Origin of the sequence: Streptomyces sp. NPDC016640 (genome assembly GCF_043076215.1) — a bacterium.
GTDB lineage: Bacteria > Actinomycetota > Actinomycetes > Streptomycetales > Streptomycetaceae > Streptomyces.
On the sequence record NZ_JBIBRG010000019.1, the window covers coordinates 35109 to 49474 of the forward strand.

Here is a 14366-nt window from a genome sequence, read left to right on the forward strand (position 1 = left end):
CGCTTTCGGCGGAGTGGGGGCACGGCACGGCGGAATGCCGCCGCGTCACGGAAAGGTTCTACTCGGCCGGGCGAGCGCACGTCCAGATCGTTCGACGGTGACGTCCCCGAGGTTGCCCGGCCAGGACGGGTGACCCGAAAATCAGCGGCGGAAATTCTTCACTGCCGGTGTGGAGGGAAGCATGGACGACACAACCGGGAAGCGGGACGTCTGGACGGACGACGACGGCCAGGAAGTCGTCCGTCTGCGCCGGTGGAAGGAGACCTGGCCCGCCGACGACCCGCACGCCAACTTCAAGCAGGAGGTGGCCGAATACGGGCGACTGGACCCGCTGGTCACCCTGCGCGGCATGTCCCGCAACCTCGACATCCCGGTGGGGGTCATCGCCCGCTACGTCCTGGCGAAGTGGGCCACCGGCGGCAGCGGCGGACTGCTGGAGGTGGGGCCCGTGATGGTGCCCCGGCTGTGGGCGCCGATCGCCGCCGCCGAGGACGCCGACAGCGACGAACAGCGCCTGGCCGCCTACCACCAGCTGCGCCACATGATCTCGTGGCTCAAGGTGCCGCTGGACAGGCCGGAGGTCTACCCCGCCCAGCACGACTGATCCGCCTGGCACGGGTGTTCAGCCGGGGAAGTTCCCCGGTCGAACACGCCGTACGCGCACCTTTTCGCCATCCCGACGCACCCTAGGTGAGGACCATGCCCGTGGAGTCGAACGCCCCTTACGACCACGTCGTACTGATCTCCATCGACACCCTGCGCAGCGACGCGCTGGCCTGCAACCCGATGCCGCTGTGGCCGCACAAGTACAGCGGGATCCGTCCGGCGCGCACCACGGTGCTGGACGAGCTCGCGGCTCAGGGAGCCTACTTCCCCAACATGATCAGTGCCGCCCCGTACACGGCGGCCGCCCACGGCTCCATCTTCAGCGGGCAGTACCCGCTGCACAACGGGCTGCACGAGTTCTACAACGGTTCGCTGCGCGCCCCTTCGGTCTTCTCCTACGGGCGGCGGGCGGGCCGTGCCACGGTGCTGAAGACGGACTTCCCGATCATCCTCGGGCCGCAGCTGGGCTTCACCCGCGACATCGACACCTACCTGGTGGAGGAGGACGACGCCTTCATCGACGCGGTCCTGGCGCGTGACTCCACCGTCTCCTGCGCCCACTTCGGCGCGGTGCACTCACCGTACGGCTTCCACAACCTCGCCTTCGGCGGGGACGCCTACCGCGAGAAGGTGGCGGAGCTGACCGCCGGCCTGCCGCCGTCGCTTCCCTTCACCGACCTCCTGGTGGAGAGCTACCGCAGCCCCGAGGACACCGAGCTGCTGGTGAACTACAAGCGGGCGATCGCCTACCTGCACGCGGAGGGCCAGTACGACCGGCTGTTGCAGATCTACCTCGACGGCGTGCAGCACTTCCTGGAGACGCGCTTCGCCGCCTTCCTGGACCGGCTGCGCGAACGGATGTCCGCGGCCGGCCGGCGCATGCTGCTGGCGGTCTTCGCCGACCACGGCGAGGAGTTCGACGAGCGGACCAACGGCCACTTCAACTCCATGGCCGAGGCGGTCCTGCGGGTGCCCCTGATCATCGTGGGCGACGACGTCGCACCCGCCGTGCACCGGAACCGGATCCGTACGGTCGACATCGCGCCCACCGTCCTGGACCTGGCCGGCATCCCGGCCCCCGCCACGGGCGTCTTCGACGGCCGGTCCCTGGCGGCCGTCGCCCGCGGCACGGAGAAGCTGCAGGGTGACGCGCCGGCCCTCGCCGAGGCCTACACCTCGGAGCTCAACGAGTTCGTCACCTACCAGCAGCGCCAGCTCACCGGGCAGCAGCCCGGAGCCCTGCGGCACTACCTCATCGGGCACGCCGCCTACCAGGACGACCGGCGCGTGGTGCGGCTGACCCGCCAGTACAGCGAGTGGTTCCAGGACATCCGGCCGGCCGAGACGTCGTGGGTGGAGCGCTTCGACGCCTCGTCGGTGCCCCAGCCGGTGCCGGAGGACGACGGCAGTGACCTGCTGGCCACGCTGGACGACTACCGTACGGCGCTGCGCGAGCCGGACCAGGTGTCCTTCACGGACGAGATCCGCGGCCAGCTGCGCGCGCTGGGCTACTCGGTCTGACATGGCCTCGTCCGACATGACGTCACCGCCGGCCGGCCGCGCCGCGTCCGGCGGTGCGCCCGGGGCCGGCGCACTCACCAGTGATCTCGGCGGTCCCGGCTGGATCCCGCGCACCGCCACCCATGAGGAGGAGGTCCGCGCCGGTGAGCGGTGGACCCGGTGCGGCTACCGCTCGGAGTGGGCTCCGCTGCGCGAGGTGCTGCTGGCCCGCCCGCACACCGGTATCGCGTCGGTCACCGACCCCGCCGCCCAGCTGATGCGCGCCCCGGTCGATCCGGGCCGTATGCGCGAGCAGTTCGCCGCGCTGACGGAGACGTACCGGGCCCAGGGGGTGCGGGTGCACGTCTTCGAGCCGCCGCCCACCGCGGGGCCCAACATCGTCTTCGCGCGGGACCTGTTCCTGGCCACCCCGCAGGGCGCGGTCCTGGCCCGCTGCGCGTCCGCGCAGCGGGCCGGCGAGGAACGCCACGCCGCGGCGGCCCTGGCCGCGCTGGGTGTGCCGCTGTTGCGGATCATGACCGGCGGGGCCGTCTTCGAGGGTGCGGACGCCCTGTGGGTCGACGGGCGCACCGTGCTGGTGGGGCGCGGCCTGCGCACCGACCGGGCGGGAGCGGCGACCGTGCGGGAGGTACTGCGCGATCAGGGCGCCGACACGGTGGAGGTGCCGGTGGGCAGCGGTGCGCAGCACCTGCTGGGCTCGGTCGTCTTCGTGGACCGCGGGCGTGCCGTGGTGCACACGGCGGCGCTGTCCGCGCAGGCGCGCGCCGAACTGGTGCGTCGTGACTACGAGTTGCTGGAGCTGCCGCCGGACGACGAGGTGGTGCGGCGGCGGTCGATGAACCTGGTGACGCTCGGGCCGGGGCGGGTGCTGATGCCGGCCGGCTGTCCGGTGACCCGACGCCGTCTGGAGGGCGCCGGCCTGGAGGTGCTCACCGCGGAGGTCGGCGAGTACGTCAAGGCGGCCGGCGCCCTGGGCTGCCTCACCGGCATCCTGCGCCGGGGGGACACGGACGGCCCGGCGGGCGGGGGCAGTTGACGGGCCGCCCGCGCGCGGCGGGGGTCAGCGGGGCTTCGTGCCGTGGGGTGCGTCGGCGGCGGACAGGGTCTGTCCGTGGTGTTCGTCCGGGTCGGCCCGCAGGTCGTAGCTTTCGACGGTGTCACCGCCGATGTGCCAGATCACCTTCCGGCGCCCGCCCTCCCCCTCGTCCCAGCGCACCGCGGACAGGGGCGACAGATCCGGGTACTGGCCGTCGGCCCGGCGTTCCTCGGGGTAGTAGGTCTCGCTGTAGGCGGGCCGGGAGGCGCCGGCCGGGTCCGTGCCCAGGAACTCCGTCAGGGACGCCCCGTCCGCGTCGTCCTGGTCGATGCCGAGCAGTTCCAGCACCGTCGGCGCGATGTCCACCAGCCGGACCTGGCTGTCGATCTCCACGCCGCGCGGCAGTCCCGGGCCGGAGATGATCAGCGGCACGTGCTGGGTGGTGTCGAACAGCAGACAGCCGTGTCCCTCCTCGTAGGGGTGGCCCCGGTCGCCGGCGTGGTCGTTGGGGTACCAGCCCGCGAGGTCCTCGCCGTGGTCGGAGAAACACACGACCAGGGTGTCGTCCAGCGCGTGTCCCAGCTCCTCGATCCGGGCGAGCATCCTGCGCAGATGGTGGTCGCTGTAGGCGACCTCCCCCTCGTAGGGGTTGGCCGCCGTGGGGCAGACGTCCTCGGGCGGCTCGTAGGGCCAGTGGGCGTCGAAGAAGTGGGCGAAGAGGAAGAACGGCGCCTCCTGCCGGGACAGCCAGTCCATGGCCCGGTCCACCACCAGGGGCGCCCGCTTCAGGGCCAGACCGCGCATCTTCACGTCGGGTGTGGTCAGCGGGTCGCTGCCGTCGGGCAGCCGGGGGATCTCGTCGTCGTAGAAGTCGAAGCCGCGGTCCATGCCGTACCACTTGTTGAGTCCGGGGCACGACACCACCGCCCCCGTGGCGTAGCCGGCCTTCTTCAGCCGCTCGGCCAGCGTGACGGCGCCGGGGGCGAGTTGCTCGCGCAGCAGGTGCCGTATGCCGTGCCGGGCGGGCTGCAGTCCGGTGAAGACACTGGCGTGGCTGATGGGGGTCAGCGGCGCCGACGAGATGGCCTGCCGGAAGGTGGTGCCCCGGCGGCGCAGTGATTCGATGCCCGGCATCTTCCCCGAGTAGGCGACATCGGCCCGGACCGTGTCCAGGGAGACCAGCAGCACGTTCGGCATGTCCTGTCCGTCCTTTCGCGAGTTGCTGATGGAGCGTTGATCCCTTACTGATCGGGCCTTTGTACGCTGCCTGACGAGAAGCGGGTGTTCCGCTGAAGTTCGTCAAGAACGGAGGCCGTATGACCCTCGGGGAAGACCAGGAAGCGCATTCCCCCCACGACCCGGTCCACCTCGTTCCCCTCGACGCCCTGTCCGCCGCCGAAGGTCCACGCCGGTGCGGTGAGGACCCCGATCATGTGCGGCTGCTGCTGGAGGCCGGAACCGACCTGCCTCCGATCCTCGTCCACCGGTCCACCATGCAGGTGATCGACGGCATGCACCGCCTGCGCGTCGCGGCCCTGCGCGGACGCACCCACATCGCGGTCCGCTACTACGACGGCGGCAGCGCCGACGCCTTCGTGCTGGCCGTGCGGCACAACATCCGCCACGGGCTGCCCCTGTCGCTGACCGACCGTACCGCCGCCGCCACCCGCATCACCCGCACCCACCCCCACTGGTCCGACCGGGCCATCGCCCGCGCCAGCGGTCTCTCCCCCAAGACCGTCGCCGCCATCCGCCGCCGTTCGTCCGGGGAAATCCCGCTCTCGAACACCCGCATAGGCCAGGACGGCCGTACCCGCCCCCTCGACGCCACCGAGGGGCGCCGCCGTGCCGGCGACCTCATCGCCGCCCACCCCACCATGCCCCTGCGCCAGGTCGCCGCGAAAGCGGGCATCTCCCTGGGCACCGCTCACGACGTCCGGGAGCGCCTGCGCACCGGACGCAGCCCGGCCCCCACCCGCGCCGGCACCGGCGCACCACCAGACGGTCACATCCCCCGGGCCCTGGCGCCAGCCCCCCGGTCCCCGCTCGCGCCCCCGCCCGTATCCCCGCCCGCGCCCGCACAGCCACCGACGCTGGTACCGGCGCCGCGGGTGGCGACCGCTCCCAGCGCCCAGCCCCGCACCCCCGCCGCCGTGCTGCACCTGCTGCGCAAGGACCCCTCGCTGCGCCTGACCGACAGTGGGCGGGCCCTTCTGCGTCTGTTCGACGCCCAAGCCCAGCTCGTGCCACAGTGGGACCGTCTGATCGACGCGTTCCCCCACCACTGCGCGGACATGATCGTCGACCTCGCAGACACCTACGCGGCCTACTGGCAGCACATCGCCACGCATCTGCGGACCGCCACCGCCGAACCCGAGACGGACCAGCGCATCCCCAGTTAGGCACAGTCCCGAGCCGACCGGCAGAAGGAGCCGTCATGGCGCCCAAGTCACTCGCCCTGGAGTTATACGCCAACGCCGACGAGCTGGTGGACAACCAGTTCATGAACCAGATGCGGGAACAGGACATCACCCCGGTGGCCACGGACCCGTCGCTGCCGCGCTTCACCCTCGTGGTGGGCCCGTCCCCGTTCACCATGCCCCGCGGCTGGGAGTTCTTCCTGACGTCCCCCTACGAGGGCGCCAGCTACATCTCCACCGTGCTGCACAACGCCGGCTATCCGGTGCGCATCGTCGACGTCCGCTACGACCTCGACCCGCTGCGGTCGGCCTACGACCAGATCGTCGGGCAGACCGACGTGCTCGGCCTGTGTACGTTCGAGGACAACTTCCCGTTCTGCCAGGAGCTGATGGCCAAGGTCCGCGAGGCGGAACCGGACGTGCCCATCATCGTGGGCGGGTCCCTGTGCACGTCGGTGCCGCACATCTTCATGGAGCACACCGCCGCCGACATCGTGGTCGTCAGCGAGGGCGAGATCACCATCCTGGAGCTGATGGAGAGCTACGCCTCGGGCAACTGGTCGCGGGACCTGCCCAACATCCGCGGCATCTGCTACCGCACCCCCGAGGGCGAGGCCAAGCGGACCCGGCCGCGCGGGCAGATGATGGACCTCGACGCGCTGCCGCGCATGCGGCTCGACCTGTGGCCGCAGTACCACAGCCCGATGGGTCTGCAGCCGCAGATCATCTCCTCGTACAGCCGCGGCTGCAAGATGGACTGCTCGTTCTGCTACCGCACCACGCCGCAGGTCAGGGCGAAGTCCCCGGAGAAGATGGACCGGGACATGGCCTGGCTGAAGAGCCAGTACAACATCGACTTCTCGTTCTTCGTGGACCTGACGTTCAGCTCCCACCGCAAGCAGACCCTGGAGATCTGCGACGTCATCAAGGACCACGACATCCGCTGGACGTGTCTGACCCGGTGCGCCGACATGGACGAGCCCCGCGTCAACGCCATGCGCGACTCCGGCTGCGACATCATCCTGTACGGCGTGGAGTCGCTGGGCACCGAGGTGCTGCGCGAGGCGCGCAAGGGCAGCAGCGAGAACCTGACCGTGCGGGCCATGCGCACCACCTTCGACGCCGGTGTGCGCTTCGGCTCCCTGCTCATCGTGGGCCTGCCCAACGAGAGCGAGGAATCCCTCAACCACATGGTCGAGTTCGCCGAGACGTACAACCACGTCACCCGGGTCAAGTACCTGTCGGCGATGCCGGGCACCACCATCTACAAGCAGGCGCTGGCGTCCGGCACGATCCGCTCGGAGATCGACCACCTGAACTGGCTGTCGGTCGAACAGGCGTTGCACGAGGACGAGTTCCTCAACGTCAGCGGTCTTCCCGAGAAGGTGTGCCGGGACGCGTACAAGCGCATCTACGACGCCTACCAGCCCGGTCCGGTGATGGACTTCCACCACTTCCCCGAGCACATGCAGTACTTCCACCCGCAGCCCGCGGACGGCCTGGAGCGTTCGACCGTCTACGCCGGGACGGGCTGGCGCCGCGAGTTCAGCTCCGCGGCCGGCCCGCTGGCCCCTGGCTCGGAGCGCTTCACCCTCGACCAGTGCAGCGATCCCGAGGTGGCCCGCGCGGGCAGCAGCCTGATGGAGTGCGGCGCCAAGAAGATGACGTCGCCCTCGCTGGCCGGCGTCGGCGAGGTATGACAGGGCAGCTCGGTCCCGTGATGATCATCGGGACCGAGCGGTCCGGATCCAACCTGCTCCGGTTGATCCTGAACGCTCACTCCCGCATCACCGTTCCGCACCCTCCGCACTTCATGCGCTACCTCGCACCGCTGGCGGATTCCTACGACCGCCTCCCGGCCGCGGCCGGGCGCGCCCGCGCCACCGCGGACGCGCTCGGCCTGCTGCGCCGGCACATCCACCCGTGGCCGCACCACGTCGACCGCGACCGCGTCCTGGCCGCGGCCGCGGCCGCGCCGGGGGACGGGCTGTTCGGGATCGTCGCGGCCATCTACGAGGAACACCGGACGGCCGTGGGCAAGGCCCGCTGGGGCTGCAAGAGCACCTTCATGGTCGATCATGTCGCCGAGGTCCTGGCCGTCCGTCCCGACGCCCGGTTCGTGTGGCTGGTCCGGGACCCGTGCGACGTGGCCTCCTCGGCCAAGCGCGCGGTGTTCGGCCCCAGCCACCCCTATCGCACCGCCCACCTGTGGCGGGCCCAGCAGGAACGCGCCCGGGCCGCCCTGGACACCTACGGCCCCGACGTGGTGCACCTGTTGCGCTACGAGGACCTGGTGTCGAACACCGGAGAGGAGGTCGGCCGGCTCTGCGCCTTCCTCGGCGAACAGGTGGAGCCGGCCATGCTGGAACACCACACCTCCGCCGACGCGCGCCAGACCGCCCGTCTGGCGCGGGCCTGGCGGCAGGCCGGGCAGCCGGTGACCGGCCGGCGCGTCGGCGCCGGCCGCACGGGGCTGTCCACCCGGGAACGCCTGCTGGTGGACAAGGTGACCGGGCCGGTCAAGCAGTCGCTCGGCTACCCGGTCGACCCGGCGGCCGGCACCGTACCCGACCCCTCGCCCCTGGCCGTGGCGCTGCGCTCGGCCTGGCTGCGCGCCCGCATCGAGTGGCGCTCGGCACGCGAGGACGACAACCACCGTGCCCGGATGCGCCGCGACGCCTACGTCCGCTTCCTCCGGATCAGGGCGGCCGCGGCACGCGCGGCGGGTCCGCCCCGGCTCGGCGGACGCCGCCCCGCACACCGCGGCACCACCGCCTGACGGCACCCGCGCCCGGCGGAACCGGACACGGACCGCGCCGGCGCGGCGCGGGGCCCCCGGCACGGACCCGAACCCGTTTTCCTCTATCCCCGATCCGCCCTGCCCCGTCCACGGACGGGGCAGGGCGGCACGGACCGACTGCGAGGAGTCCTTTCTTGACCATCAGCCGCAAGGACGTGGCCGACCACTTCGGGCTGCGCGCACCGACGTACGACCGCTCCAGTTCCTGGTGCACCGACACCGAGCTCGGCGAGCTGCTGCTGGAGCTGGCGCGGCCCGGCCCGCAGGACCGTGTGCTCGACGTGGCCTGCGGCACCGGCCTGGTGTCGCGCCTGTTCGCCGGGCGGGTGGCGGAGCTGGTCGGCGTCGACCTCACCGAGGAGATGGCCGAGCAGGCCCGTCCCCATCTCGACCGCCTGGTGGTCACGCCGGCCGAGGAACTCCCCTTCGAGGACGACACCTTCGACATCGTGGTGTGCCGGCAGGGCATCCAGTTCATGGACCTGCCCGCGGCGGTCGAGGAGATGGTCCGGGTGGTCCGGCCCGGGGGCCGGGTCGTCGTGGTCAACCTCTGCGCCTACGACGAACGCGACCGCGAGGAGTACTTCGAGATCCTGCGCCTGCGCAATCCCGTGCGGCGTCACTTCTTCCTCCCCTCGGGCCTGGAGGACGTCCTGGTCAAGGCCGGCTGCGAACGGACGCAGACCCGCTCGTACGTGTCCGTGGAGGACGTCGACGTCTGGTCGGACAACGGTGCCATCGAGGAGGAACGCCGCGAGGCGATCCGCGAGGTCTACCGGCGGGCCTCCCCCGCGTTCCGCTCGCTGCACGCCGTACGCGAGGCGGACGGGCGGTTCACCGACCACATGCTGTTCGTCCTGGCCGCCGGGACCAAACCGGGCGAGGCCGCCCATGTGCTGTGAGGAGAGCCATGACGCACATCAGTGACACCCTCGCCGGCGACCTGCGGGCGGCGCTCGCCGTGGAGGCCGCCTCCGCGCTGCGCTACACGTACTTCGCCCAGACCGCCGAGATAGAGGGACACGCCGACGTCGCACGGCTGTTCACCGAACTCGCCGACAGCCTCGTCTGCGCCGCGCACGGGCATCTGGACGTGCTGCGCGACACCGACACGGAAACCACCGGCCACCAGGACGGTGTCGGCGACAGCCGGCTCAACCTGGCCTCCTCGGTGGTCGCGGCCCTGCACGACGCCGGCGAGTTGTACCCCCGCCTCACCTCCGCGGCGCTGGAGGAAGGGCACGCCGACACGGCGAGCTGGCTGAGCACCCTCGAGGCGCTCAAGAAGCAGCACACCGCCCGTCTGAAGGCGGCGCTGGACGACCTCACCCGCACATCCGGCGAACGGCCCGACGCCGCCCACATCCCTGGAGGAGCCGATGCGTGAAGACCTCTCCACCGCGCCCCCGCCCGCGCCGGCGGGGGCGGGGACGGCGGGAGCCGGCGCGTACGACGCCGCGTCGATCGTCGTCTTCTCCGGTCTGCAGGCGGTGCGCCGCAACCCGTCGATGTACATCGGCTCCACCACCGCCGAGGGCCTGCACCACCTGGTGCTCGAGCTGCTGGACAACGCGGTGGACGAGCACAAGGCCGGTTACTGCTCCTCGGTGTCGGTGACTCTGCGCGCCGACGGCGCCTGCGTCGTGCAGGACGACGGCCGCGGCATCCCCGTCGGCATCCACCCGGAGACCGGCCGGCCCGCCTGCGAGGTCGTGCTGACCACCCTGCACTCCGGCGGCAAGTTCACCGCCGGTTCCTACGTGCACTCCGCCGGCCTGCACGGTGTCGGCCTGTCCTGCGTCAACGCCCTCGCCCGGTGGCTGCGCCTGGACGTGCGCCAGGACGGCGTCCACCACCGCCAGGACTACACCCGCGGGGAGCCGGACACCCCCCTGACCGAACTGGGTCCCACGGAAGGCCGCGGTACCACCGTCACCTTCCTGCCGGACACGGAGATCTTCGACACCGTCGACTTCTCCGCGAAGGTGCTCGGCGAGAGACTTCAGGAGATCGCCTTCCTCCACCCCGGTCTGGACACCCGGCTGGAGGACGAACGCACGGGCACCGTCACGCGCTACGCGTTCACCAGTGGGGTCCGCGGCTTCCTCGAGCACCTCAACGCCCACGCCGCCACCGTCCACCCCGAGCCCGTCGTGGTGACCCTGTCCGACGACGACACCGTCTCCTTCGACCTGGCCTTCCAGTGGACCGAGGGCTACACCGAGGAGGTCCGCAGCTTCGTCAACGGCGTGCGCACCGACCAGGGCGGAGCCCACGTGGACGGCATGCGGGCCGCGCTGTCGGAGGTGATCAACCAGTACGCCGCCGCCCACAACCTGCTCAACTCGCGCACCGCCGAACGCATCACCACCGTCGACGTGCTGGAGGGCCTGACCGCCGTCGTCTCACTGCGCATGGCCGCGCCCCGCTTCGACGGACAGACCAAGAAGCGGCTCACCAACACCGAGACGGGCCGCCTGGTGCACCGGGCCGTCAGCGAGGAGTTCACCCGCCGGATCAACAGCGACGACCAGCTCGCACGGCAGGTGACCCACCGTGTCCTGGACGCCGCGCGGGCCCGGCTCGCCGCCCGCCTGGCCGGCCGCACCGCCCGGCACCAGCGCAAGCAGCTGGACATCGACTACAGCGTGTACAAGCGCCAGTTCGGCATCCGTTCCAAGGACTGGCACGACTCCTGTGCCTGGCTCACGGACGAGGAACTGCTGGCCAAGCACGCCGAGCTGTGCCAGGTGGGCGAGGACGCCAGGATGCTGGACGTGTGCTGCGGCAGCGGTGTCGTCGGCGGTTCCTTCCGCGGCCGCGTCAAAGAGATGATCGGCCTGGACCTCACTCCCGAGATGGTCGAGCTGGCCTCCACCCGCCTCGACCGCGTCGACCGCGGCACCGTCTACGACCTACCCTACGAAGACGGCTCGTTCGACCTGGTCGTCACCCGCGAAGTCCTGCACCTGCTGCCCCAGCCCGAGCGCCCGGTCTCGGAGATCTTCCGGGTCCTGCGCCCGGGCGGCCAGTTCATCGTGGGCCAGATCGTGCCGTACGCCGACGAGGACGCCTTCTGGATGTACCGCGTCTTCAAGAAGAAGCAGCCGCTGCTGCACCAGATGTTCCGTGAGGAGGAGTTCCGCTCCCTGCTCACCGGCGCCGGCTTCACCGACGTCACCATGACGGAGTACCTGCTGTGGGAGTCCATCGACCAGTGGATCGACACCCACGAGACCACGCCCGCCCACCGGCGGGAGATCCAGCGGCTGTTCTACGACGCCCCGCCGGAGGTCCGCGCCGTCCACCCCTTCGAAGTCCTGCCCGACGGATCCATCCGGGACCAGTGGCGCTGGTGCGTCTACTCGCTCAGGAAGCCCCTGTGACCCACACCGGCCACGCACACCGCACACCGAGCCGCACCAGCAGCGCCCGGGCCGGCGCCGTCCCGCCCGGCGCGCTGTCGTCGCTGCACGAGCGTCTGGCGGCACTGCGACGCGAACGCACGCCCGCCGTGGAGGACTTCACGGCGCGGGTACGGTCCCTGCTGGTCATCGCCTCCAGTTCGCGGGGCGGATCGAGCATGCTCGCCGAGGCGCTGCGGGCCTCACCCGACCTCGTCCACCTCCAGGCGGAGATCAACCCGTTCCTGCGCCTGGCCGGTCTGGGCCATCCCGACAGCGGATCCGGCTCCGACCGGCTCGACGCCGCCCACCTCGACGCGCTCCCCGCCTCCGTCCGCACCCTTCTCGACGAGGAACTCGCCCGTGACGCCGGCGCCCCCGCCGACGGCTCCGACCCCGACCGGCTGGCCCTCGACATCGCCTGGCGGCTGACCGTCCAGTGGCCGCATCTTCCCCTGGAGCCGCTGGAGTTGGCCGACCGGGCCCGTGATCTCCTCAAGGGCGCCCCGCCGGGTGACCCGGCGACGGTGACCCTCGAACTGCTGCGGCACCTGCGCGGCCAGGGCCTGCCCGTCAGCCCCTGGTACTACGATCTGCCGCCCGACGTGCTGCGGCGGGAGGGGTTCGGCACGCCCAGTGCCGCCTCCCCCGGCCCCTTCCTCATCGAGGAACCGCCGTTCGTCCTGGCCCGCCCCTGGCGCCGGGTGGGGCCGGACGGCCTGCGGGACCGGACCGTGGTCGTCAAGACGCCCAGCAACGCCTACCGGCTGGACTTCCTGCGCGCCCTGTTCCCCAACGCCCGCATGCGTGTCCTGCACCTGACCCGCAACCCGGCCGCCGCGGTGAACGGGCTGTTCGACGGATGGCTGCACCACGGCTTCCACGCCCACCGGATGCCGGCTCCGCTGGCCATCACCGACTACGTCCAGCGGTGCCCGGACAACCGGTGGTGGTGGAAGTTCGACCTGCCTCCCGGCTGGGAGGAGTACACCACCGCGCCCCTCCTCGGCGTCTGCGCCTTCCAGTGGCGCAGCAGTCACCAGGCCGTCCTGGACCACCTCGGCACCTGCCGGACGGACAGCCTGACCCTGCGCTTCGAGGACCTCATCACCGGTCCCGAACGCCGCGCCGCCGCCTACGAGCGGCTCACCCGCTGGCTCGGCATCCCCCTGGGCGATGCCCTCCTGCGGTCCGTCCACCACGGCATCGCCCCGGTGGCCGCCACGGCACGGCCCGGCGCGGGCCGCTGGCGGGCGCGGGGCGACCTCATCACCCGGGCGCTGGACGCCCCCACCCTGGACCTGGCCGACCGGCTCGGCTACACCGACCCCGCCCACTGGGCCTGACCCGGAGAGATCCATGACCACATCGCACGAGTCGCCCGCGGCCGTCACCGGTCCCGGCCGGCATCTCGCCGACCGCATCCGTGACATCGCCGACCACCCCAGGCCCGGGGTGATGTTCAAGGACATCACCCCCCTGCTGGCCGACCCGCAGGCCTTCTCCGCCGCCGTCGACATCCTGTCCGCCGCGAGCGCGCAGTACGGCGCCACCAAGATCGCCGGACTCGAGGCACGCGGTTTCCTCCTCGCCGCCCCGGTGGCGCTGCGCTGCGGCGCCGGATGCGTGCCGGTCCGCAAGGCCGGGAAACTCCCCGGCGAGACCCTCGCCCGCGCCTACCAGCTCGAGTACGGCACCGCCACCATCGAGATCCAGCGGGGCGCGTTCGACTCCGACGACCGTGTCGTGGTGGTCGACGACGTCCTGGCGACCGGCGGCACCGCCGAAGCAGCCGTCGAACTCATCCAGTCCACCGGCGCCCACGTCACCTCCGTCAGCGTTCTGATGGAACTGAGTTTCCTCTCCGGCCGGGAACGCCTGCAGCACCTGCTGAAAAACGACCGCATACACGCCGCCATCACCGTGTGACAACGCGGACACCGGCGCGGCACCACGGATCTCACCCCCAGATCCGCAAGGCGGCCAGTGCCACTTCCGTCCGGTTGGAACAGTCGAACTTCAGCATCAGATTCGACAGGTGGCGCTTGACTCCATGTACCGAGATCCCCAGGGCCCGGGCGATCTGCTGATTCGTCAGTCCCTGTACCAGCAGACGGAGTACGGACAACTCCCGCGCGGTGAGCCTGCCGTTGCGGCGTCCCGAGCGGCCCGCCGCATCCGCCGTCGGCTCCGTCCGCAGCGGCGCGGCCGCCCCGGTCACCGGCAGCGCCAGCTGCCGGAAGGTCTCCCGCAGCACGTCCAGGGTGATGCACTGCTCCAGCAGCCAGGCGTCCACACGACGGCCATGGGCCAGGCCGGGGTGGAGCACCGCCGTGTCCGACAAGCTGAGCACCAGCCGCCCCGCGCCCGTACGAGCCAGCCTGCCCAGGGCCGGACCGTAGACGCTCAGGGGCAGGACGCACACGTCGAAGAACCCGTCCGCCAGGTGCTGTTCGACAGCAGCGCTGTCCTGGCAGACCACGTGTCCGGACACCTCCGGCACCTGACCGAGCAGGGCCGGAAGCCCGTAGAAGGCCAGTTCGCTGTGCGCGAGCCACAAAACGTCCAACTGTCGGGCA

Annotated in this window: 13 protein-coding genes; 11 read left to right on the forward strand and 2 right to left on the reverse strand. The window is 71.4% G+C overall.

Annotated features, from left to right (window positions below):
• Positions 1–181 precede the first annotated feature (181 nt).
• The 3 genes from ACF07S_RS30305 to ACF07S_RS30315 all read left to right on the forward strand — a co-directional run bounded on the left by ACF07S_RS30305 (position 182) and on the right by ACF07S_RS30315 (position 3163).
• Positions 182–604, forward strand: coding sequence for a DUF6027 family protein (locus ACF07S_RS30305; protein ID WP_391966628.1), 423 nt, complete (start codon positions 182–184; stop codon positions 602–604).
• 95 nt (positions 605–699) lie between these two features.
• A complete protein-coding gene (locus ACF07S_RS30310; RefSeq protein WP_391966629.1) occupies positions 700–2127 on the forward strand; it encodes a sulfatase-like hydrolase/transferase in 1428 nt (475 codons plus the stop codon).
• 1 nt (position 2128) lies between these two features.
• The gene (locus tag ACF07S_RS30315) at positions 2129–3163 is read left to right on the forward strand and encodes a dimethylarginine dimethylaminohydrolase family protein (protein ID WP_391966630.1); all 1035 of its coding nucleotides are present in this window, start codon (positions 2129–2131) and stop codon (positions 3161–3163) included.
• A gap of 24 nt (positions 3164–3187) precedes the next feature.
• Here ACF07S_RS30315 and ACF07S_RS30320 read toward each other — a convergent pair whose 3' ends face one another.
• Complete coding sequence (locus ACF07S_RS30320) at positions 3188–4360, reverse strand: sulfatase (protein WP_391975643.1); 1173 nt, start codon at positions 4358–4360, stop codon at positions 3188–3190.
• Positions 4361–4479: 119 nt separating this feature from the next.
• Here ACF07S_RS30320 and ACF07S_RS30325 point away from each other — a divergent pair, with 119 nt between their 5' ends.
• From ACF07S_RS30325 to ACF07S_RS30360, 8 genes are all read left to right on the forward strand, one after another.
• Positions 4480–5565, forward strand: a complete 1086-nt coding sequence (locus tag ACF07S_RS30325; protein ID WP_391975644.1) for a ParB/RepB/Spo0J family partition protein — start codon at positions 4480–4482, stop codon at positions 5563–5565.
• A gap of 35 nt (positions 5566–5600) precedes the next feature.
• On the forward strand, positions 5601–7283 hold the full coding sequence (locus ACF07S_RS30330; RefSeq protein ID WP_391966633.1) for a B12-binding domain-containing radical SAM protein: 1683 nt from the start codon (positions 5601–5603) through the stop codon (positions 7281–7283).
• Positions 7284–7303: 20 nt separating this feature from the next.
• The gene (locus tag ACF07S_RS30335; protein WP_391966634.1) at positions 7304–8362 is read left to right on the forward strand and encodes a sulfotransferase family protein; all 1059 of its coding nucleotides are present in this window, start codon (positions 7304–7306) and stop codon (positions 8360–8362) included.
• Positions 8363–8517: 155 nt separating this feature from the next.
• Positions 8518–9285, forward strand: a complete 768-nt coding sequence (locus ACF07S_RS30340; RefSeq protein WP_391975645.1) for a class I SAM-dependent methyltransferase — start codon at positions 8518–8520, stop codon at positions 9283–9285.
• Positions 9286–9293: 8 nt separating this feature from the next.
• Positions 9294–9770: a rubrerythrin family protein gene (locus ACF07S_RS30345; protein ID WP_391975646.1), complete on the forward strand. Its 477-nt coding sequence runs from the start codon at positions 9294–9296 to the stop codon at positions 9768–9770.
• Positions 9763–11769, forward strand: a complete 2007-nt coding sequence (locus tag ACF07S_RS30350; RefSeq protein WP_391966637.1) for a methyltransferase domain-containing protein — start codon at positions 9763–9765, stop codon at positions 11767–11769. Before ACF07S_RS30345 ends, ACF07S_RS30350 begins: the two co-directional genes overlap by 8 nt.
• Positions 11766–13133, forward strand: coding sequence for a sulfotransferase (locus ACF07S_RS30355; protein WP_391966638.1), 1368 nt, complete (start codon positions 11766–11768; stop codon positions 13131–13133). The genes ACF07S_RS30350 and ACF07S_RS30355 overlap by 4 nt, the downstream gene beginning before the upstream one ends.
• Before the next feature lie 13 nt (positions 13134–13146).
• Positions 13147–13716 carry an adenine phosphoribosyltransferase gene (locus ACF07S_RS30360; RefSeq protein ID WP_391966639.1) on the forward strand — a complete coding sequence of 190 codons (570 nt, stop codon included), beginning with the start codon at positions 13147–13149 and terminating at the stop codon, positions 13714–13716.
• A gap of 31 nt (positions 13717–13747) precedes the next feature.
• Here the strand turns inward: ACF07S_RS30360 and ACF07S_RS30365 are convergent, their stop codons facing one another.
• Positions 13748–14356, reverse strand: coding sequence for a response regulator transcription factor (locus ACF07S_RS30365; protein WP_391966640.1), 609 nt, complete (start codon positions 14354–14356; stop codon positions 13748–13750).
• Positions 14357–14366: the final 10 nt, after the last annotated feature.